General features: G+C 66.2%; 18 protein-coding genes. 4 read left to right on the forward strand and 14 right to left on the reverse strand.

What is annotated here, in order from left to right; genetic code table 11:
* Nucleotides 1-33: 33 nt before the first annotated feature.
* Both AC3IPP_RS02620 and AC3IPP_RS02625 read right to left on the reverse strand, forming a co-directional pair.
* The gene (locus AC3IPP_RS02620; RefSeq protein WP_489150253.1) at nt 34-267 is read right to left on the reverse strand and encodes a hypothetical protein; all 234 of its coding nucleotides are present in this window, start codon (nt 265-267) and stop codon (nt 34-36) included.
* Nucleotides 245-910, reverse strand: coding sequence for a hypothetical protein (locus tag AC3IPP_RS02625; protein WP_489150254.1), 666 nt, complete (start codon nt 908-910; stop codon nt 245-247). The genes AC3IPP_RS02620 and AC3IPP_RS02625 overlap by 23 nt, the downstream gene beginning before the upstream one ends.
* Before the next feature lie 460 nt (nt 911-1370).
* Here AC3IPP_RS02625 and AC3IPP_RS02630 point away from each other — a divergent pair, with 460 nt between their 5' ends.
* Entirely contained in the window at nt 1371-1877 is a 507-nt protein-coding gene (locus tag AC3IPP_RS02630; RefSeq protein ID WP_489177433.1) for a GntR family transcriptional regulator, read from the forward strand.
* On the opposite strand, the gene AC3IPP_RS02635 is transcribed toward AC3IPP_RS02630, so the two are convergent.
* Nucleotides 1826-2533, reverse strand: a complete 708-nt coding sequence (locus AC3IPP_RS02635; protein ID WP_489150256.1) for a GntR family transcriptional regulator — start codon at nt 2531-2533, stop codon at nt 1826-1828. The two genes, AC3IPP_RS02630 and AC3IPP_RS02635, sit on opposite strands and share 52 nt — an antisense overlap.
* A gap of 245 nt (nt 2534-2778) precedes the next feature.
* Between AC3IPP_RS02635 and AC3IPP_RS02640 the strand changes: the two genes are divergently transcribed.
* The 3 genes from AC3IPP_RS02640 (at nt 2779) to AC3IPP_RS02650 (ending at nt 6337) form a co-directional block, all read left to right on the forward strand.
* Nucleotides 2779-3267, forward strand: a complete 489-nt coding sequence (locus tag AC3IPP_RS02640; protein ID WP_489150257.1) for a helix-turn-helix domain-containing protein — start codon at nt 2779-2781, stop codon at nt 3265-3267.
* 627 nt (nt 3268-3894) lie between these two features.
* Nucleotides 3895-4575, forward strand: coding sequence for a lasso peptide biosynthesis B2 protein (locus AC3IPP_RS02645; RefSeq protein WP_489150258.1), 681 nt, complete (start codon nt 3895-3897; stop codon nt 4573-4575).
* Between the two features lies 1 nt (nt 4576).
* A complete protein-coding gene (locus AC3IPP_RS02650; protein ID WP_489150259.1) occupies nt 4577-6337 on the forward strand; it encodes an asparagine synthase-related protein in 1761 nt (586 codons plus the stop codon).
* Here the strand turns inward: AC3IPP_RS02650 and AC3IPP_RS02655 are convergent.
* The 11 genes from AC3IPP_RS02655 to AC3IPP_RS02705 all read right to left on the reverse strand — a co-directional run bounded on the left by AC3IPP_RS02655 (nt 6273) and on the right by AC3IPP_RS02705 (nt 20465).
* On the reverse strand, nt 6273-8750 hold the full coding sequence (locus AC3IPP_RS02655; RefSeq protein ID WP_489150260.1) for a S9 family peptidase: 2478 nt from the start codon (nt 8748-8750) through the stop codon (nt 6273-6275). The two genes, AC3IPP_RS02650 and AC3IPP_RS02655, sit on opposite strands and share 65 nt — an antisense overlap.
* Before the next feature lie 138 nt (nt 8751-8888).
* Nucleotides 8889-11885: a TonB-dependent receptor gene (locus AC3IPP_RS02660; protein ID WP_489150261.1), complete on the reverse strand. Its 2997-nt coding sequence runs from the start codon at nt 11883-11885 to the stop codon at nt 8889-8891.
* A gap of 82 nt (nt 11886-11967) precedes the next feature.
* A complete protein-coding gene (locus AC3IPP_RS02665; protein WP_489150262.1) occupies nt 11968-12951 on the reverse strand; it encodes a FecR family protein in 984 nt (327 codons plus the stop codon).
* A gap of 15 nt (nt 12952-12966) precedes the next feature.
* Nucleotides 12967-13467, reverse strand: a complete 501-nt coding sequence (locus AC3IPP_RS02670; protein ID WP_489150263.1) for an RNA polymerase sigma factor — start codon at nt 13465-13467, stop codon at nt 12967-12969.
* A 263-nt stretch (nt 13468-13730) separates the two neighbouring features.
* Nucleotides 13731-14117 carry an MAPEG family protein gene (locus AC3IPP_RS02675; RefSeq protein WP_489150264.1) on the reverse strand — a complete coding sequence of 129 codons (387 nt, stop codon included), beginning with the start codon at nt 14115-14117 and terminating at the stop codon, nt 13731-13733.
* A 129-nt stretch (nt 14118-14246) separates the two neighbouring features.
* Complete coding sequence (locus tag AC3IPP_RS02680; protein WP_489150265.1) at nt 14247-15392, reverse strand: Fic family protein; 1146 nt, start codon at nt 15390-15392, stop codon at nt 14247-14249.
* A gap of 285 nt (nt 15393-15677) precedes the next feature.
* Complete coding sequence (locus tag AC3IPP_RS02685; protein ID WP_489150266.1) at nt 15678-16403, reverse strand: hypothetical protein; 726 nt, start codon at nt 16401-16403, stop codon at nt 15678-15680.
* A gap of 65 nt (nt 16404-16468) precedes the next feature.
* Nucleotides 16469-17065: a hypothetical protein gene (locus AC3IPP_RS02690; protein ID WP_489150267.1), complete on the reverse strand. Its 597-nt coding sequence runs from the start codon at nt 17063-17065 to the stop codon at nt 16469-16471.
* A gap of 25 nt (nt 17066-17090) precedes the next feature.
* Nucleotides 17091-18020 (reverse strand): HEPN domain-containing protein, encoded by a 930-nt coding sequence (locus AC3IPP_RS02695; protein ID WP_489150268.1) that lies wholly within the window; start codon nt 18018-18020, stop codon nt 17091-17093.
* 52 nt (nt 18021-18072) lie between these two features.
* A complete protein-coding gene (locus AC3IPP_RS02700; RefSeq protein ID WP_489150269.1) occupies nt 18073-18876 on the reverse strand; it encodes a hypothetical protein in 804 nt (267 codons plus the stop codon).
* Nucleotides 18877-18911: 35 nt separating this feature from the next.
* Complete coding sequence (locus tag AC3IPP_RS02705) at nt 18912-20465, reverse strand: AAA family ATPase (RefSeq protein ID WP_489150270.1); 1554 nt, start codon at nt 20463-20465, stop codon at nt 18912-18914.
* Nucleotides 20466-20633: the final 168 nt, after the last annotated feature.

The following is a 20633-nucleotide window of genomic DNA, read 5'->3' on the forward strand; positions in this document are numbered from 1 at the left end:
TGTTCAGAACGAACGCCGGCAACGGCGCGCCCCTCATGGTCGAGGAAGTACAGTGGTCGGTACGCTGTCTATGTCCGAAGGCAGCACATAGCCATCGACGAGCATTCGGAACAGGTCGGCGGTCTCGCTGACATAGGCTGTGGTGAAGACGGTGAGTCTGTCGTTGGCCTTGTCGCGGCCGTTGCGGTCGACGCAGTCATGCCGGTGCTGGATCGCGGTGAAGGAGCTTTCGCGCTGGTCCTGATCATTGAGAACCTCGATTTCCAAGGCGGAGCGGTAAAGCACATCGACCTTGGCGAGGTTGTGATACCGGACGTCCGCCAGATAGGCGCTGACGCGATCGCGGATGAGTTTGGGGGCTGGCCTCGATCTCCGCCAGGGTGAACTTCTCCTCGGTCAACTCCTTGTCGCCGGCGAGCAGTCGGCCCAGCGGTTTCGGATCGGCGAGAACCGCCTTGAGCAGGGTGTCGCCGAGAAAGGCTTCAAGCGCGGCCACATGCTGTGAGAAGACCATGCGGTTCAGCAGGGCGCCGCCATCGTCCAAACCGTGGGCCTCCAGATAGGCCTGCGCCTGTTCGAACGACTCCTTCCAGATCGAGAACGGATCATCAGGAAGGACAAAGTCTGTCCAGTCGTCTTCCTCGGGCGAGTAGAAGGCGGTGTCCGCCGAGACGTGGGTCTCCGGGTGCTCCTTGAGGGTGACGTCGCAATCGCCCGCGCTGTTGATCACATAGGCCTCGAAGAGCGAGGCGCAGACCGGGCACTGCACCTCCGTCTCGCCCTCGGAGTTCAGGTTCAACATGCGGTCCGCCTCACCCCAGTCCGGTTCGGGAACATCGACGGCCGTGGACGCATGGGCCTCGTAGCGCGGACAGATGAACTGGACGTGGGCCTCGAAGCGCTGGCTCACGGGTCTGTCCTCCGGCACTGCCGCACCTTCGGGGGGCGGGCCGGTCCCAACTAGCCCGGCGGAACGCAAACCTCGAGCCGCAGGCCGTGTGCATCGCGTGGAGGACGCCGAAGCAGCATCGCGTGCGCTCCCCATGCTGAAGCGTCAGTCCCAGCCGGAAGGGCGCACAGTAGTCTTGAAGATGAAAAAGACGCCGAAGCGCCTTGTTTACAGACAGAAACCCGCAACAATCTTGCGGGATGACCGCAACCTTATCGCGTGCAGAATATAACCTTGCATTGTGCGAAAAATATTTGCAGTATTCTGAGCAATCGGACCGGCTCCCCCCGTTTCCCGGTCCGCCCAAGACAGTGTTGAGGGCGTCATGCAGGCTTTCGAACCCCGCGATCCCTATGGGGCCGCTCTGGGTGCTGTACAGCGATTTGCGGCCGCAGGACGGTTCCTGCCGGGCGAGCCGATCGTGGTGACGGACCTGGCGGCCGAGGTCGGGCTCAGCGCCACGCCTGTGCGGGAAGCCCTGGCATGCCTGGCCGGCCAGGGTCTGATCGAGCGCCGTCGGGGTCGCGGCTATTTCTATCCCGCGCTCGGCGCCCCCGAGATCATCGATCTGTTCGAGCTCCAGCTTGCCTACCTCAACGCCGCCCTGACCCTCTACCCCCGCGGGCTGACACCGCTGCGCAAGGCTGTCGTCGCGGTCGATCCCCTCGCCGGCGTCCAGGCGCTCTTCGACGCCGTCATCGCACAGTCTTCGAACGCCGCCTTGATCCTCGCGCACCAACGCGTCGTCGATCGGTTGAAGGCGGTGCTCACGGCGGAACGCGGCCATGACGACAGCGACGGGGCGATGGTCCGGACGATGGTTTCGATGATCGTCGAGGGTCGCATTCCAGACCTGCTGGGTCAGCTTGACGCCTATCATGAGCGGCGATGCGCGCGTGTCCCGGCGCTCATGTCCGAGGCCCGCTGATCTCCCCGCGCGTCGTCCGCGTCCGCTGCAGCCCGCCCGGTCTGATCACCACTGAGCACCAGAGCAGCGAGGGCGCCGGCCGCGCCAATCCGACGGTCATGGTAGCGGTCCAGGGCGATGCCAAATCCGGGCGCGGCGTCGTCGGCATAGGCCGCATAGAGGGCTGTCGCCTCAGCGCCGAGGTCGTCGAACAAGACCGCCTCAAGCCGTCGCACCAGATCCAGTTGCCCGTTGACCTTCCTGTACGCCTCCCAGAGGACCTGGTTGCCTGCACTGCAGACGATGGCGGCGAACAGCCGATCCACGGCCGCAAGGGGGATGTCCGCCGCGAACGGCGGGGCGGGCGGCCGCAGCGATCCGAGGGCCCGGACATTGGCCTCGACGGCGATACGCACGTAGTGGGCCTGCATGGCGTAGCGGTCGCGGGCTGCGGCGGCGTCGAGCCGCAGGGTGACGTATCCGCCCGAGGCGGCGCGCTCGACGAGACCCTCTCCGCTGAGACGCGCCAGGGCCTCACGGACAGGCGTGGTGGACAGGCGCAGCCGTGCGGCCTCGTCCTGAACGATGACCGGCGCGCCGCCGGCCAGAACACCCGAATGAATCCGTTCCCGCAGGGATGTGAGCGCCTGTGTGAACGGGTCGCGGTTACGCGCCATGACCAGATCCCGATCTTCCCGGCGCCCCGGCCGGCTCCTGATCGTCCGTCGCTCTATCGTCCCCCAAAGGGGCGAAACCGTCTGCGAAAATCTTCGTCGGGACCGCCGCCATACGGTTGTATCGCGCCCGCCGTTTTTTTGCGGGTCGGCCCCCTGATTCCGCAATCATCGAAAAAAGTCGCACACGCCAGCATTGATCGGACTCGCCGAACACAGCACCTTTGGAGGAGAAAGGTCGAACGCCGATGCCGCCCGATCCACCGGAAAAGTTGAGTGATGCACGGCTGATCGGCCTGGCGGCGCGGACGGTGCGCCGCGCCCGCAACATGACCGCCCAGCAGGTGGCGACGGCGATGAACCTGCCGCTGCGGACCTACGAATATTTCGAGGCGGGATCCGGCCGGGTGAACCTCGACTATGTCCACCGCTTCGCCTTGGCGACCAACTGCGATCCCTGGTCCTTGCTGCTGGGACCTTCGCTGGGCTCGGTGGAGTTCGCGCGCCAGACGGCCGACAGCAAGCTGATGCTCATCTTCCTCATCGCCTTGGGCGAGTTTGTCGGGGCAATGGGCGATCGCCTGCTGACCCTGGATCCGCGCGCGCTGATCGAGGCCTTCACCGAGACCTTCCGCCGGCTCGAGGAAGAAAACCGGATGAAGAGCGAGGAGACCGAGGCATGGCTGGACGCGGGCCGCGACCGTCTGGCGGGCAAGCCGCCCGAAGACGAGGGTTGACCCCGTCAGGCGCAAATACACAACAGATATAGATTGCCGCCCTGCCCAAGCCGGGCGCTCCATGACCTGCCGCATTCCGCGGCGACAAGCGAATGGAGGCTACCATGACCAGCACCGTTCAGATTCGACTGATCGGCTTCGGACCCGTCACCGCCCTTACCCGGGGCGCGATCGTCGGGCCGCCCCTGGAGATCGAAGAGACGCCGTTCGACGGCGTGGCCTGACGGCAGGGACGAGCGTCGCTCGCGGCGCTCGTCTTCCGTCCACATCCGCCACCCACACGGCTCCGCCCGCCCGACGTCCGTCGCGGCGGCTTTCGTACGATTGACGCTCTGAACCGAAGCCCGAGCCGCAACCCCAAATACACGACAGATATAGATTGCAGCCCGAGGCCCGCGAGCGGCTCCATGAACAGCCGCGATCCTGCGGCGTCACAAACCAGGAGGCTCTCATGACTGGCATCACCCCCATCCGACTGATCGACCTCGGTCCCGTCAGCGTTCTCACGAGAGGCGCGCTCATCGGCCCGCCGCTGGAGACCGAGGAAATGCCGTACGACGGCGGGGCCTGATGGCCCGGGGACGAACGCCGTCCGGCGCTCGTCCCTCGCCGCCGCGCGTGTGCACCATGCAGAACCAAATCTCCGATCCCATGCCCTCAACCGAGCCGGAGGGCGTTGTCGCCTACCTCTCGCAACATCTGCATTTCGCAGTCGTCGACGAGGACGTCATTGTTCTGGACGAGCGGACAGACGCCTACAGCTGCCTGCCCGGGGCCGGCGCAGTGATACAGGTCCATGGCGAACGGATCGTCGGTCCCGGGTCGGTCATCGCCCAGCTTCGTGAGGGCGGCTTTCTCGGCGATCCAGGTCCAGCCCGAGTGAGGGTGCCGCCCGCGCCCACACGAGCGCTTCCCCTTGCAATGTCATCTGAGCCGAACCTGATCGCAGCAACGCGGTTCTGGTGGTCCTGGTGGCGTGAGGGACGGCGGTTTGAGTGCAGATCTCTCGCAGACCTTCTCGCCACCCATCGCCGACGCTCCCGATCTCCCGATCTTCCGGACGTCGAGCTCGCGAGATTGACGTCGACCTTCGTCCGGCTTCTTCCCTGGGCTCCGGGACAGGGCGCCTGCCTGTATCGAGCCCATCTTCTGCGGACCCTTATCCGGGACGCGGGCGGGGACGCGCAATGGGTGTTCGGCGTTCGCACCTGGCCCTTCGCCGCCCATTGCTGGCTACAGATCGGGGACGCGGTCCTAGACGACGAACCGGATCGTGTCGGCGTCTACACGCCAATCATGGTGATCTGACGTGGGGCATTTTCTGCATGTCGCCTGGTCGGACACCAGCCGTATTGATCTGGCCAAGGCCCTCGTCGCCAAGGCTCAGGTGGAGGGCTTCACCCCGATCCAAATCATGGACCAGGCCTGGCTTGGAGTCCGCGGGCCCAGACCACCGAGGCTTCATCACCCCGGAGGCGACGATCTTATCGTGCTCGGCGATCTGTTCGATGCTCTCGACAACGATCAATGCGCGATCCCTAGGCGCGGTGAGGACGCGAATCGCGCCCGCGCTCTGATCCGTCGACACTGGGGGCGCTATATCGGGCTATTCAGGACCCCCCGTGGTCAAGTCCGGCAGATCGTCCGGGATCCGTCGGGCGCCCATGAATGCGCGGCGTGGCGACGCGAGGGCGTCCAGGTCGTCACCTCCGAGCTTTCCGACTGGCTGATGGCTCTGGCGACGCCCCCGGTGCAGATCGACTGGGATCGGATTGGCGGCATCCTGCGTGATCCGATCAATGCGACCGCCGCCAGTCCTCTCATTGGCATCCGGATCGCCGAAGCCGGCGATCTGACCGATCTCAATGCTGAGCGAGTCACTCCGCTCTGGCGCCCGGTCGAGTTTACCGACGCCGTTACGACGGATCCGAAGGAGGGGGCCGCGAGGCTTAGGGACCGAATTGATGGCTGCCTCGCGGCCTTCGCCAGCGTCATTGATCGGCCGGGCGTAGAGGTGTCCGGCGGACTCGATTCGGCGATCGTCGCAGGGTCCTTCAGGGCGGCGGGCGCTTCTCCAAGGCTCTGGTTCAACATGTTCGGCCCGTTTGCCGAAGGCGACGAGCGCCGGTTCGTTCGCGCCCTGGGGAATCGCCTCGGATTCGAACCGCACTGCGTCCAAAGGGCGGTCAAGGCGATGACGATGGAGGGGTTCGACATCACCGCCAAAGGACCGACACCTGGCGTGAATGGTCGGGATTATACCTTCGACGCCGCCGTCGCCTCAGCCTGTCGGGATCACGGGGTCGACGGGCTACTGACGGGCAAGGGCGGCGACGGCGTCTTTTTCCAGATGGGCGTCCCGGAGATCTTCGTCGATGTGCTCCGAGAGCGCGGGATCAGAGCGGTGTTCAGCCCTGCTCTGCCAAGACTGGCGAGGTGGACGCGGCGCTCGACCTGGTCACTCCTGAAGACCGCCATGACGACGCCCCGGCGATTTCCGCTCGATCGGTCGGCCAGGGCTTTGTCGATCTTCAATCCCGACAGCGTGTCACCTCCAGGGGACCAGGCATTGCACCCATGGCTAAAGGGTCTGGAAGCCGTCCCGCCGGCCAAACGCCTTCAGGTGGAGTCCGTGGCGGCCGGCCTCTCCTACCAGAGCCAATGCCGCCGGACGGAGGCCGCTGATCTGATCCATCCGCTGCTTTCTCAACCGGTCGTCGAGCTGGCCTTGGGGCTGTCCGTGCCCCTCCTGACGGATGACGGTCAGGCCGACCGGAGACTGGCGCGAGCCGCCTTCGCCGATCGCCTGCCGCCGGAGATCCTCCACCGTCGGTCCAAGGGCGAGATGACCGCCTATTTCGGACGCCAGGCCGCCGCCAGCCTTCCCTTCCTGCGAGAGTATCTGCTCGAGGGTCGGCTCGCGTCGCGCGGGATCATCGACCGGGCCAGGACCGAGGCTTTGCTCGACGTCGATCGTCTGCTCTGGAAGGGCAGCGTGCCGGATTTCACGATGGCGGCGGTGACGGAGAGCTGGATTCGACGCTGGGAGGCGATCGGGGCTGCGGCGTGACGGTTGGGTCCCGCGCACCCTCGCCGAGCGTGCGGTCGAGGAAGATCACGATCTGGGCGTAGAGATCGCGGATGTTGTCCGGGCTCCAGAGGTGATGGCCTTCGCCCCAGTAGGTGAGGAGCCGCGCATCCTTGTTTTGACGCCAGAGCGCCGAGAACATGATTTCCGACTGGGTGCTCGGCAGAAGGTCACGGTCTCCATGAACGAGGAGCACGGGCGCGGTGATCCGGTCCGCAGCAAACAGGGGGCTGTTACGCACATAGCGGTCGGGTGCGGCCCAGGGCGGGGCGCGCATGCGCCCCTGGCTCTCTTCGGCCCAGCCCATGCGTTGGCGGAGCGACAGGCCAAACTCGGGGTTGTCGCGATTGGACGGCGAGAACTCGCCCCAAGCTGTTGCGAGATCCGAAAGGCCGGCCACCGCGATGATGGCCTTGAACCGATTTGTCTGGGTGGCGGCGACCAACCCCACATAGCCTCCGTAGCTATGTCCCCAGTGGGCGATCCGGCTGGAATCCAGATCCGGGTATTGGGCCAGTGCGGCGTCCACGACCGCCAGGACGTCCTTCGCGTAGTCCTCAGCCGGCTCCTTGTCCCGGTCGAGGGCGAGGACCGGGATGAGCACGGCGTATCCGCCTCCGACCACAAGGTGGGGATTGGCCCAGGCGTTGAGCGCTGCAGGTTCCGCCGGCGGGGCGGCGGGGCCCCCCGGATAGGACAGGACGACGAGAGGCGTCTTCTCGCCCTGCCAGCTGCGGGGGCGGTAGAGCCAGCTCGTGCGCTCGCGGCCGTCCGGGCCGAGGTGACGCACCGGCTCGGGCGGCGGGAAATCGACCTCGGCCAGGTAATGGTTGATCGTTGCGAGGGTCCTTGGAAGACGGCCTAGCTGCTCCAGTCGCAAGCGCTGCACGCCGTTGTCGACCGAGCGTGTGATGACGCCCAAGGCTCCCGCGTACACTCCGAACCGCGCGTCTTCTTCGACGACCTCAACCGCGGGATCGAGTCCGGGCCGCAGGACGGCGCCGGCCGGCGTTCGAACCGCGAACCAGGACCGGCGGGGCGGCGAGTTGCGTTGATGGCGCTGCGAGTCCAGGTGGCCCGCCCCGTCAAAGCCGCTCAAAGTTCCTGCGGCCGCCGCCAATGGGTCCGCTTCGCTCGCAGCGGTCACTGCCCAGGGCCGGCCGCCCGCGAGGAGTAGAAGGCGCTCACCGTCGATTGCGCCGATCTTGGAAGAGGTCGGGGCCAGAGCCGCCGTCAGATTGACCGGCCCGCCAGCGCCGAGCCGGTGCCAGTCGTCGCGCACCGCCGACGGCGATCGTCCAAAGAGGATCGGACGATCCCCGAGCCAGTCCGCATAGACGGTATTGAAGGCGGCGACTCCCCCGCCTGTGTAGGGCTTGAGGTCGCCCAGCGCATATCGCTCCACCGCGCCGGTCGCTGCGTCGACGGCGACGAGATCGCCTGCCGCCCAGCCGGCCGAACCCCGCGTCCAGACCAGCAATCGGTTTGAGAGGGGGGACCAGCTGAGGAGGCTGGGTGCGACGTCCGCCTCGCCCAGGGGCGAGGACAGGTCGCCGGTTCTCAGGTCGACGAGGCGGAGACGCCGCTCGCGGTCGATCGCCTGGGGCTCAAAGGCCCCGGCGGGATCAAAGGGGGCTGCGGCAGCCGTCTCGACCAGCGCCAGGTGGTCGCCGTCCGGGGCGAGTTCCAGATCGTAGAACCGACCGGCCGCGATCGTCGTGAACCGGCCCGTCGCCACATCCAGGCGAACCGCCTGGTTTTCGGGCATCTCGGGCATGTCCGCAGCGAAGGCGCCGCTGCCGAGCGTGGTCCGTTGCGCCGGCCCGCCGGCCTCCGTCGCGCGCCAGCGGGCGGCGAGGGCCCTTACGCCACGTCCGCCGCTGTCGAGCCATTGGGGGAGGGACCCATCAGGTCTGACCAGCAGGACAAGCTCGTCGTCCGAGCGCCACTGCGCCGCCTGGCCGAAGGTCGACAACTCCGGAGACGCGGCGAACCATCGGACGGTCCGCGCCAGCATCTCGACGACCCCGGCCTGCCAGCGGCGGTCGCGCAGCCGGAAGACCAGAAGTCTGCGCCCGGAGGGCGACCAAGGGCCGAGCACATGGCCGTCGCCCTCGCTTTCCGCCAGGAGCCGGCCGGCCGGCCGATTCCCGGCGAGATCGACCACCTCGAGACGGCTGACGGTCCAGGGATTGCGCAGACCGAACGCGAACGCGGTCGCGGACTCATAGGCTGGACGGTGCTCGAAGATGGCCCATCGCCCTGTGGGATCGACGGTCGCATTGCCGAACGACTCGGCGGCGAGCATGTCATCCACCCGATACGGTCGGCGTGGGCTCCGCGCCGCCGGCGGCGAGACGGCATCAGCGGCGACCGTCACGCCGTCCTGCACCATCGATCGCGCCGATGTCGGGATGGTGAGGCCTGCCGCCAGGGCGGCGGCGAGCGAAACCGCGAGAATGCTACGGACAGGCGCGCGCCGTCTGGCGGACGCCGTCGGGCGTCCGCTCACAGTCCAGTTTGACATGGTCACCTACCAGCGCTTGATCAGCTGGAGGGCGGCCACGCGGCCCAGCGGCCCGGCCTGACCCGGATCGAAACCGAAGCCCTGAGGCGAATCGTAGAAGGGCGGATCCGCGTCGAACAGGTTTTGGACCGTCAGGGCGACCTCGATCCCTTCGGCCAGGCCGCGCCCGACGCCCGCCCAGCGAACCTGCAGGTCCGCCGTGGTGAAGGCGTCGATCGTCCGTCCAGCGACATCGCGATAGTCGGAAGCGTGGTTGACGCCGATCCGCGTCGACCAGTCACCGCGAGTCCAGGTCGCGGCGGCCTGGGTGCGCAGATCGACAGGGAAGCCAACCAGACCCAGGACATCCTCGCGGGTGGCGACGGGCGTCACACGCCGGCTGTAGTCCAGCAGATACGAGGCCGAAACCGAGAGACCGAAGGCGTTGTCCCCCAGGGCGAAGTCGAAGTTGGCCCCGAGGTCGAAGCCCTCGACGGAGAGCTCGCCCGTGTTGGCCCATCGGCCGTCGAGGATCACCGAATAGGCCGACGCCGGATAGAGGCTCGGCGACGTGAAGCGAGGGTCCGCCAGGAAGGCCTGGACGCGCGCCAGATCGGCGGCGTTGCCGGGTGTCAGACGGGTGACAAACGGCGCGAGGCTGGGGTCCACGAGGATGCTCGTGATGTTCTCAATCGCCGGTCGGCCGATCTTGTTCTCGAACCGGATATCGAAATAGCCCGCACTGAAGCGCAGCCCGGGACGCGGCGCCCACTCCATGCCGAGCGTCAGACTCTCGGCGGTCTCAGGCTCCAGATCCGTATTGCCGCCGGACTGCAGGATGGCCACGCGGCTGACGCCCGAGTCGGCGACCGTCAGAGGACCGAGCTGCACACGATCGAACACCTCGGTGAGCGCGGGCGCCCGAAACGAAGTGCCCCAACTCGCACGAACCGTGACCGGCTCGGACGGCTGCCAGATCAGGCCGATCTTGGGGTTAGTGGTCGAGCCGACGTCGTCATAGTGCTCGGCGCGGCCGGCGAGGGTGAGCTCGAGACGCTCGATCCCCGGCAGGGCGTTTGCGGGGCCGACCAGGGGAATTCGCGCCTCGGCGAAGACCGCGCCGATGTCACGCACCTGGGGATCGCCGATGGTGACGACCGGCGCGAGGCCCGAGGCGAAGTTGCGACTGCGGCGGTTGAACTCTTCGCGCCGGAACGCCGCCCCCACCGCAATCCGCAGATCCCCGCCGGGCAGGGTCAGGGGCGAAACGTCCAGCATCAGGTTGGCCGAGCTGATCCGGCTACGATAGCGGGACCAGGTGTAGCCCTGAGAGATGAAGTCGAGAACCGCCTCGCCGTTCGCGTCGCCTGATCCGAAAGGATTGAAGTAGCCGTCCCGCAGCGCGCTGTAGGGGGTGGCGAGATTGTCGGCGGTGTTTCCGAGCGCCTCGGACAGGAAGGTGCTGTTCAGCTGATTGTCCGTGCCGCCCTCGCTCAGCTCCTCGGCGAACGCGCCGTAGGCTTCCAGCGTCCAGTCTCGAGGCAGTGCGATCTCGATCCCGGCGGTGCCGCCCAGGCTTCGCGAGACGCCATAGCTTTCCGTCGGGCCGAGGTCGCCGATGAAGTTGTAGGCGATCAGGTGAGAGGCGGCGCCCGTCGGCGAGACGAAGAAGGGGTTGGCGCGGCCGACGGTGAGGATGCTGACAGGGGCCAGGTTCGCGTACTCATAGGCCCGCCGACTGAAGCGCGCATCGGCCGAGACCTCCACATGCGAGCCGAGGGTCTGTCTTACGCTGGCGTAGGCGCTATGACGCTCCTGGAGCGGGAGGATGTCGACGCCTGCCCGACGGTTGCCGAGATTGGCGCCGCCGGTCTCGAAGTCGGCCGGGGTTCGCGCCGTTCCGTCCGGCCCGGGCCGGATCGCATAGGTGCTGCGATAGGCGCCGCGCGCGGCGTCGAAGACCACGATACTGCCGGGCGGTCCATAGAAGCTGCGCCGGTCCGTCCCGCCCCAGGGCGTGAGATCGCCTGTCGCCGTGTAGTTCCGGTCGGCTGAGTTCAGGGGAGACTGATGCTGGTACTCATAGGACAGGAGCGCCGACCCGCCCTGCCATCGCGTCCCGACGAGATGAGACGCCAGCAGGTCTTCGCCTCCGCCTCGGGCCGCTGAGGCGCGCAGTCGCGTCTCCTGCCCCTCGTAGGTCCGCCGAAGGATGACGTTGACCACGCCGGCGACGGCGTCGGATCCATAGAGGGCCGAGGCTCCGTCGAGCAGGACGTCGACACGCTCGACCGCACCGCCGGGGAGCGCAGAGACGTCGGCGAACTCACCCTTCATTCCTGTGCCGGCGAGACGTCGTCCGTTGACCAGCACCAGCGTGGCGTCGGCTCCCAGTCCCCTCAGATTGACGCCCGTCGCCGTCGCCGTGTTGCTGCCGAGGGAGTCGGCGCCGAGCAACAGGCTGTTGGGCGTGGCGTTGCCGGAATAGGACTGCGGCAATCGGACCAGCGCATCGGCGACCGTGGCGTCGCCGCGTCGGTCGAGCTCCCCGCGAGAGATGACCGTGACCGGAGACGGGGACCTGCCTGGCCCCCGCAGCAGCGTGCCGGTCACGATCACCTCGTCGATCTCGGTCGCCTCTCCTGGGTCCGCCTGGGCGTTCATAGATCGGCGCAGTACGATCACGCCGGGACGACTGCGCGACCAGCGGATGCCGGTGCCTGCCAGCAGCCGCTGGAGTGCGGCCTCGGGCGGGTGACGCCCCGCGACGCCCTGTGTGCGCAGCCCGGCGACGAGATCGGCCGTATAGAGCAGTTGCACATTGGCCTGTCGGGCGTAGGCTACGAGGGCGGCGTCCAGCGCCCCTCCGGCGATATCAAAGTCGCGGGCTGCTCCGGCCGGACCGGCCTGGGTCTGGGATCGCGGGGGCTGAGCCGTCTGAGCGCGCGCGTCCGGCGCCAACGCTGCGGCGACGATGGGCAGGAGCGCGACGCCGGCAAGCAGGGTGCGGGTGCGAATGGTCATGAGCAAGGTCCCCTCCGACGCAAGGGCGCGTCGAACAGGAGACGAAAGGACGCCGGCTCATCTGAGTGGAGAGCCGAAATTATTATCCGCCGACGGAGCGCGCCGTCAGTCTGACGCGGCCGTCGGCCTCCGCTTGGGCCGTCAGGTCGAACAGGTCCGCCACGGCGGCCACGAAGGCCTCGCGATCGCCGGTGGCGAACACGCCGTTGACCGGGACCGCGGAGATGCGGCGGTCCGCCAGCACGATCTTGTCCGGGAGATAGCGATTGACCTCGGCGATCGCCTCGCCGAGCGGCGTGTCCCGGAAGACCAGACGGCCCTCGGACCAGCTGGTCTCGACGGCCGGATCCACCATGACGGGGGTTGCGTCGGGACGGACCGTCCGCACCTGCTGACCGGGAGCCAGACGCCACTGGCCCGCTGCGGTCCGTGCGTCCGTAACCGCGACGGCGCCCTGGACCAGGGTGACCTGGGCTCCGACGGCCTCGCGCCGCACGTCGAACACCGTCCCCAGGGCGGTTACCTCCGTGCCTCCCGCCTCGACCCGGAAGGGCCGCGCGGCGTCGTGGGCGACGGTGAACAGGGCCTGGCCCTGCTCCAGCACGATACGGCGTTCGCCGGAGGCGAACCGCACTCGCAGGCGCGTGTCGGTGTCCAACTGTACGCGGGTGCCGTCGTCGAGGGCGACGGTCCGCCGGCCCCCGACCTCGGTCTCGTAGACGTCCCGGTTCGGCAGCCAGAAAAGAAGGGCGACGGCGATCGCCACCACGGGGACGAGCGCCAGCGCGGCAGGGATGAGGCGTTGGGAGCCCGCGCGGCGCGTCCGGGGCTTTGAGGCCCGGAGCGTGGTCTGGGTCAGGGCCTGGATGTCGGGGTCCGACGACAAAGATCCGGTGGTTCGCCACAGCGCCTCGACCTTGCGATAGGCCTCGGCGTTGCCCGCCGTTTCGCGCCAGGTCTTGAACGCATGGAGCGTATCGGCCGACACGGGGCGTTCCCCGAGGCGAACGTGCCATTCGGCGGCTTCACGGTCCGCAGCGCCGACCGCGCTTTTCGGGTCGCTCATGGCGTTCCCCATCGGCTACAGCCGCAACTGGGCTGCGCAGTGTTCGAGGGCCTTACGCATCCGCCACTGAACGGTGGTGACGGGGAGGTTCAGACGCTCGCCTATCTCCTGATACTCCAGATGGGCGAAACGGCTCAAGACAAAGACCTCCTGCAGATTGGGCGGCATCGACAGAACGATCTGCTTGAGGAGGACGGCATCGATCTGGGCCGCCGGATCCGCCCCCGGATCCGCGCCGACCCTGTCGCTCGACGCCAGGGGACGCGGCCCTCGGCGGCGGGCCCGGTCGATGATGAGATTGTCGACGATCCTGAGCAGCAGCGCCTTGGGGTGTTCGATCCGCCCGTCGCGGCTGTAGGGCGCTGCGCGCAGCCAGGCTTCCTGTGCGAGATCCTCGGTCTCGTCTCCGAAGCGCTTGCGCAGACGTCCCCTCAGCCAGCCGGAATAGGCGCGATAGAGGTCGTGGAGGCCGGCGTCGGCCGCCTTGTCTCCCACACCTCCAGTTCGATCCGACACGGGCTCGCCTCCAGATGACGAGACGAGCCCGGCCGAAGCACCGGGTGTTGAGACCATGCTTGAGGCATGCGCCGACGCCTTTAGCCTCCAGGGGCTTGTCCCGGAGGCCTGGACATACGCGCCGGCCACGCCGCTGCCGCGGAGCGAAGATATCGAATGATCGTCTCAAGCGAGGTTCTCACGCCTCGACGCCACCCGAGGGCGACGCACCCAAAGCTTGAATCAAGGGCGCGGTGTTTGCAAGCGGGGCGTCGCGCAGGGCGTCAGGGCAGGAACAGTGCGGCGGTGAGGGCGAGCCCGAAGCCATAGGTGCCCAGGGCGCCGGCGGCCTTTGGCAGGCTGATGTGTTCAAGCGTGGAGGCTGTCAGGAAGCCGATGACGACCAAAATCCGGCTGGCCGTGGCTCCGATCATCGCCGCCTCGGCCCAGGCCGGCGCGCCCAGGGCGGCGAGGGCGAGGAAGAGGACGGCCAGCATGGGGCCGAACTCGGCGGTGTTGCCGTGCGCGCGGGAGAGCTTGGTGGTGAAGGCGGCCGGGCGGTCCGCCCCGACGTAATAGGCCTTGGTCATGAACCGGTAGATGGAGATGGCCAGGCCCAAGCCGAAGATAAGAACGCCGAGGACGGCGGTGCAGACGAGAGCGATGACCATGGAGCCTTCCGGGCGTGAGTAGACGACCCGCCTTCGTAGGTCGGCTGCACTGGTGGGGATTGTCCGATCTGATCCTCTGATCCGTGAGCATAAGCGGCGCCTGGCCCGCGCTTTGTAGTGTGGGGGCGTCTACGCTTCGGGGAGGATCGGCTCCTCGCCGAACGGCCGATTGAGAATCGACAAGGCTTCGGGGGCTGCAAAGACCCGGTTGCGGGTGTAGCCGGTGCGCTCCACCAGCGCTTTGATTTCCTCCAGTTGCGCGACCGCTGTCGCTGCCGCCGGATAGGTGACCTTCAGAAGGGTCGCCAGGCGGGAGATGGTGATCACCGGATACTGGGGCAGGATCTCCAAAGCCCGGAGAGACGATGAGCCCCGCCGAAAGGCGCGTCGCGCCTTCCAGCGGGTCGACAAGATCTCCAGGGCTTCTCGTGTCGTGAACAGTTCGTTCGCCGATCCCACGACCGCGTCGGACACGAAGCCGACCATCGACGGCCAGTCGAGACGCTGCTGTGCGGCCTTCAGCGCCTCGACATAGGCAGGTTTGTTCGCCTCGATGTAGGGGGCGAGATACAGCGGCGTACGGCCATCGGCGGCCATCATGATCGGCAGCAGCATCCGGCCGACCCGGCCGTTTCCGTCCCGGAACGGGTGCACGGCTTCGAAATGGGCATGGGCGAGCGCCATGCGCGTGATGATGCTCTGCTGGATCGCGTGCATGCCCTCGGCGCGCATGTAGCGCACCGTCTCCTCAAGGCAGGCCGGGACTTCGGACGCCGGCGGCGGGTTGAAGATCGAATAGGCCATGTCCCGCCCGCCGATCCAGACGGAGACTTCGCGCAGATCGCCGGGCGGGTCGCGGTAGTCCGGGTCGTCCTCCATGATCCGCTTATGAAGACGACGGACCAGGTTCGCGCTGAAGACCTCGTTTCCCTGCCGATGAGCCTGTTTGATGAAACGGGTGACGGTGGTCGCGTATTTGCGCACCTGCCGGACTTCCGCGCGCGCCTCCTCGTCCTGGGTCTCCTCTCCGGCGAGGACTTCGTCGAGGGTGCTGTGCGTCCCTTCTATGGCCGAACTGCTGACAGCTTCCTGGCGGGAGAGGATACGGCTGACGACGAAGGGATCATGGAGACCGCGGGCGTAGGCGTCGACCTTTGCGAGCGCCTCCTCCGCCGCGCGATGGCGGGCTGCGACTGCGGCGAAGCTCAGGCCGCTTTCGGGCGGTGCGACAGGCACGACCCCGTAATGGCTGTCGTGCGGGGGCGGCAGCCGCACGAGGGTCCTTTGAACCTCTGCGCTAAGATCGGCTCTCTTCATAAGCTTCTATTCGGATAACGTTATCCCTAGCCATACAAAAGGTTCGTGCAAGAAGCTATAATAAGATTTCCCGTTTGGTAGGCTTATGAAGGGTTTTCTGCAGATGCATCCGTTCTAGCGAGGACGGGGACGAGGCTTGCCGATGAAACACGTCGGGTCGCGTCGCAGTGCCGATCAAAGTCCCAAGATGCTTCCTAGCGCATCGTCGCTGCCCGGGGGGTGAACGAAGGCGAGACCATCGCCTCAGGTCATAACATGGCTGCCTTCTCGCATGGAAAGGCCGGGTTCAGCGGTTACCTCCCAGATGGCGGTTGTCTTCCGGAGACTTCCAAAAGCGTCTCGATACGTAATCACCGCCTCAAACCAGATCGCGGTGTCATCGTTCGCGATCCGCACCTTGTCGTCCTGCGAGATGTAGACTCCTACGCGGTAGGTGAAGTCGTCGCCCCGCGATATGCCGCCGATCGGCTGAGGGGGCTTCCGGTCGTCGATGACCTGGACGTCAGCCGCCCACGCGCGCTCCGACCGCGCGTCGATCGTCACGCCGAACGCCGGGGTCTCGCCAAAATTCCTGACGCGGAAGCGTGCCTCCCACCAATTGCTGGCATCGCCGTCCTCCCCCATGCTCGTCAACGTGATGTCGTCGAAATCGAGATAGGCGCGGAGCTGACGCCGACTGGTCCGCCGAGTGTCCCAGAAGGTGGCGGCGAGAAACAGCGTGCCCAGAAGCGAGAGGCCCGCCGCGACCCAGGCGGCGGTAATCTGGCCCTCGGCCGCCTCGGCCGCGCGAAGCTGGGCCTTGAGGTCCGCCTCGGATAGGAACCGGGACGCCCGTTCACTGTCGCGCGCGTTGGCGGCATCGTCAGGCGAGCGCACAATCACGACGCGGACAGGTGCGCTCGGCGGCGAAGGCGGCGCCGGTGCGGCTAATGCTTGCGGTGGGCCGGGTTCCTCTCTGCTCTGGGCCACGACCGCGCCGCTGCAGACTAGAAGCCAGACGAACCCCGCGCAGGTGGCGATCCGGAGAGCGCGTCTCATTCGGCGTGACTGATAAAGGTGATGCCGCTCATTCCGCGGTCGAAGGTGTCGAAGATCTCAATCTTGCCGGCCTCGAGGAAGGTTCGCCACAGCGCCTCCACATCCTCGTAGGCGATGGCGAAGAACTCTGGCGTAGTGAGCGCGTCGAACTCCGTCTGATAGGCGCGCAGCAGGGCCTGAAGTTCGCCGTCCGTGCCTTGGGCGATCCATTGCTGTTTGACTTTGACCGGCTTGCCGTGAGCCATCATGTCCCGCGCCTCGAACAGCTTCAGGATCGTGGAGGCCGGACGTTGCTCGGGGTTCCAAGTCAGACCGAGCATCCGCCAAACAGCCTCTCGCTTGGCCCTTCCGCCAGCGCGTTCATTCCAGCCCTCGACCCGCAGGTCTCCGACGAAATTGAGATAGGCCTCGAAGGTGAAGGCCAGCATGGTGACGGCCGCCATGATGTCCAGGCCGACGCCCTCACGATCGCCGCCCGGCGCGAGAGCCTTGTCGATCCGCGCCTTCAGGTGAAAGGCGGCTGAAGACAGATCATTATGGATGAGGTCGATCCGTTCGACCTCGAGACTGGCATTGATGCGCTGATCGCTCATGGCTCACCGATTTCGGCGCTGGACATCAGGTCCCGGCGTCGTCCTTCAGTTTCGCCAGCCGCTCTTCGCAGGCTTTAGCGACCAAATCACGTAGTCGGCGAGCGCAGGTCGCCAAGACGTTCAGGTCTTCCACGCTGACATCGTACTGGTCCGAGTAGCGGGCTTCGACATAAGCCCGTTTCAGGGTCTCGAAGCGGCGGCGGTCCTGGCGCTGCTCACGTGGCCAAGCCTCCACCAGTCGCTTGTCGATGTCTTCCGCAAGGGAGCGGAGGAATTTGATGTTGTGAGAGCGGGGGAAATAGAAGGTGTGGACCAGCAGGAAGCAGGCGTAGGCGCGCTCCGCGGCTTGGTGCAAAGTGAAGGCGCGATCTCGGCGCCAAGCTACATCCATCGCATCTTCTCCCGCCTGAAAATCTGCGGTGCGTAGTGCGCTATCGATCGTAGGAAGTGAGCGGCTTAAGTAACGCTGCGCCATTCCAACAGCGTCCTTCGGGGTCATCGGTTTGGGCACGGCCAGCGGGTGCCCGGGTAACTCGTAGAGCATGACGCCGTCGCGGACGATGTCAGTCCAGAAATACTCGCCCCGCCCGATTGCCTGGTTCACCTCAGCCAGATCGTGGACGATGATGTTGACGATGCGGCCGACCGACGGATCGCGCATGATCCGGTTCTCGGCCTCCCACCAATAGTCGGCGATATCGGTCAGCTTCGGATGGCTGACGATGATGAGCAGATCGAAGTCGGACAGATAGCCGTTGTCGGGCTCGTCGACCCAGTCGTTGCGGGCGTAGCTGCCGAACAGGATGATCTTCAGGACTTTGCCGCCCTTCCGCCAATCCGAGGTGCCGCCGGCGCCCTTGCGCAACGCGCCCTCGAACTCGTTCAGCAGGGTCGTGCGGACATGCGCGAGCTCCTGCTGCTGGCGATCCGGAAGATGGTCGAGGGTGGTCTTCATCGCGTCGAGTCTAACCGGTTCTACGCCTTGATGAGAAGATAATCAGACGCGTTTACTGAACTGCGACGAACCCGCCTGTGCAGAACCAGTCGGACCCCGTCAGCGCCTCATACATGGCCGTCTGCCAACTGTTGCGTTGGGCTGCGAGACTGCTCTCGTATCGAAGCCGCAACTCGGACCGAACCTCTTCGGCGGTTCCGCGCTCGGCGATCTTCTGCAAGGCGTAGCGCATGTTGTTGAGCTCGACCGCGCTATGCGATCCATACAGGGCGCCTAAGCCGAATTTCCGGAAATGGTGGGCTGTCCGCTGCTGCATGACCTGCGGCCAGTAAGCCGGGGGTGCCGCCCGAAACCGAAGGGCCGCTGGGGCGGTCTGAAGGACGTCGGCCACCAGCCAACGCTCCTGATCGATGTTGTCGAAATACGGATGAAGGGTCTGGTGCTCGGGAATGACGGCGTGAGCGTCGAGCTTGGCCTTATTGCAATCCCCGCAGGACGGCAGGAGGTTGCACGGGACGACGACCAGCGCTGCGAACTCAGACTGCGACAGATAATGATCCAGGGTGCCGACGGTTCGCTGCCCGCAGATCGGGCAAATGTCATTGGGGGGCAGTTTCTTGATCTGATCGTAGATGACCCGCGTGCCGGCGCTCTTGGCGAAAGTGTCTTTGTAGACGCGCTTCATCTCCTGCCCGGTGACCTGTCCAAACTGCGCCGACTTGGGCAGGGCCCACAGTCCGCCCTGCTGACCGCGCATGAGATAGTCCGCCTCCGCGGCGTCGGCGCCGGCGAGCGCCGTCGTGAGACGACCCGACAAGTCTGCGTCGCGGATGCTGAACGCGCAGAGTTCAAGCACTGCTCGTGCGCTGATCTGGGGGCGAGGCAGTGGTCTCACAGGACCCCCGGCAGGGTGTCGCGCTCTGCGACGAGCGCGCGGACGATCGCGCGGGCCTCGGCGCCGAGTTGCCCGCCGAACCGTTCGATGACGGCGTCGTAGCTCAGCCTGTCCCGGTTTACGGCCTCATCGAGCACGCGGTGAAAGCCCGATTTGGTGACCTCGAATCCGAACACCTCGCGGGTGAGGACGCTGACGTTCTCCCCGAAAGTCTCGACGGTCGGCCGTTCGACCACCGATACGAGACCCGAACGCCGGATCTTCCAAGCGCAGGACTGTGGCACCTCCTGCAGGACGACAGGCGAATGGGTAGCGACGATGGCCACCCCGTTTCGTTTGATAAGCAGATCGGAGAGCGCGCGGATGAATGCCGACAGTAGGGGCGGGTGAAGGTGGCCCTCGGGCTCATCCAAAAGTACGAGCGTGCGTTCGTCGACCACCTCGACCAGTCGCGTGATGGTCAGGAGTACGATGGCGTGCCCCGAACTGAGGCGCTTGAAGAGCCGGATCGCCTGCTCGCGCCAGACATCGTCGGCGAGCCCCAGCAGTTCTAGCACGCCAGCCGCTTCAAAAAGGTCGTCGCCGCCGAGGGTCTCGACCGCCGCGCGCCAGCGCTCGGCTCGGAGGCCTGAGCGACACAGGGCGAAGCTTTCGGCGAAATCCTCCGCAAGGTCGGCGGGCGTCTTCATTCGCACGTACTCCGTGCGGTCTTCTTCGACGTACTCCCATTGCAGAAGTCCGACCTGCTTGGATCGGATCTTGTCCTGCGGGCGGTGGCGAAGATCGAAGTCGTCGAAGGCGCTGAAGGAGATCATGGCGAGACCCGAGAAGCTCCAGTCAGCGCCAGGCCGAAGCCAGATCTGGCCGGTAGTTTCGCCATCGCGTCCCAGAAGCGCTTCGGCGATCCCCCTCATGCAGCGGGTCTTTCCAACCCCATTCCGTCCGATCAGAACATGGACGTTCGTCGGCGGCTCCGAGTTCGGCGCGACCACGAACTCCAGCAGGGGCGCGTCTGCCTCAGGATCGGGTGCGCGCATCTTGTAGGCGAACTGGTACTCCGTGAGCGTGGCGTCGCCATGGGCGAGACGGTTCAGGCGACCGCGAACATTCACTTCGGGAACGCTGCGCAGGAGCGACCGCCGCATCACGTCTTCATTGCGAAACAGGTCGAAAATCGCCAGGTCACGGGCGCAGTCCCTGAGCCCGTTCAGGATCCGCTCGCGCGGCTCTTCGGGCAGTCCGTTCAGCGTCTCGTAGTAGTTCTCGTCTTGGCCGAGCGAGAAAAAGCGGTGATCGAGCGCGTTAAAGGCTCGTGGAACCTCGGGCGTCCGAGCGCCGGGGACCGCGTCCACGCCGCGAGCAGGCCGCAGCCCTTGCTGTCCGATCTTCACCCATCCGAGATGGATTCGCTCTCCGGCTTGGTCGAAGTACGAAAGCGAATACTGGGTCTGGTAGCTGAACCAGTCATCCCAGTTATCGGAAACAAGGAAGGCTGCGTTCCGCACCCCAGCAGGCACCTGCAGCCAGTTCTGAAGTACCGTGAAGAACATATCCGACCACTCCTCAGGGTGTCAGCCCCGCCTCATCGCTCTCCACCCACCCCGGACGGTCAGGATCACAAAGTGCCGGGCGTTGAGAACATGGTTGAGATCAACATGCGCCGACGCCTTTAGCCTTTCGACCTGGACATTCGCGCCGGCCGCCCGGACGCTCCTGTC

This window comes from Brevundimonas sp. KH_060, from assembly GCF_057838275.1.

Coding starts and splice junctions, on each gene's coding strand:
- AC3IPP_RS02705 (WP_489150270.1), bottom strand. CDS start 20,465: ATGTTCTTCACGGTACTTCAGAACTGGCTGCAGGTGCCTGCTGGGGTG.
- AC3IPP_RS02655 (WP_489150260.1), bottom strand. CDS start 8,750: ATGGTGCAGGACGGCGTGACGGTCGCCGCTGATGCCGTCTCGCCGCCG.
- AC3IPP_RS02675 (WP_489150264.1), bottom strand. CDS start 14,117: ATGGTCATCGCTCTCGTCTGCACCGCCGTCCTCGGCGTTCTTATCTTC.
- AC3IPP_RS02695 (WP_489150268.1), bottom strand. CDS start 18,020: ATGAAGACCACCCTCGACCATCTTCCGGATCGCCAGCAGCAGGAGCTC.
- AC3IPP_RS02660 (WP_489150261.1), bottom strand. CDS start 11,885: ATGACCATTCGCACCCGCACCCTGCTTGCCGGCGTCGCGCTCCTGCCC.
- AC3IPP_RS02690 (WP_489150267.1), bottom strand. CDS start 17,065: ATGAGCGATCAGCGCATCAATGCCAGTCTCGAGGTCGAACGGATCGAC.
- AC3IPP_RS02635 (WP_489150256.1), bottom strand. CDS start 2,533: ATGGCGCGTAACCGCGACCCGTTCACACAGGCGCTCACATCCCTGCGG.
- AC3IPP_RS02645 (WP_489150258.1), top strand. CDS start 3,895: ATGCAGAACCAAATCTCCGATCCCATGCCCTCAACCGAGCCGGAGGGC.
- AC3IPP_RS02665 (WP_489150262.1), bottom strand. CDS start 12,951: ATGAGCGACCCGAAAAGCGCGGTCGGCGCTGCGGACCGTGAAGCCGCC.
- AC3IPP_RS02640 (WP_489150257.1), top strand. CDS start 2,779: ATGCCGCCCGATCCACCGGAAAAGTTGAGTGATGCACGGCTGATCGGC.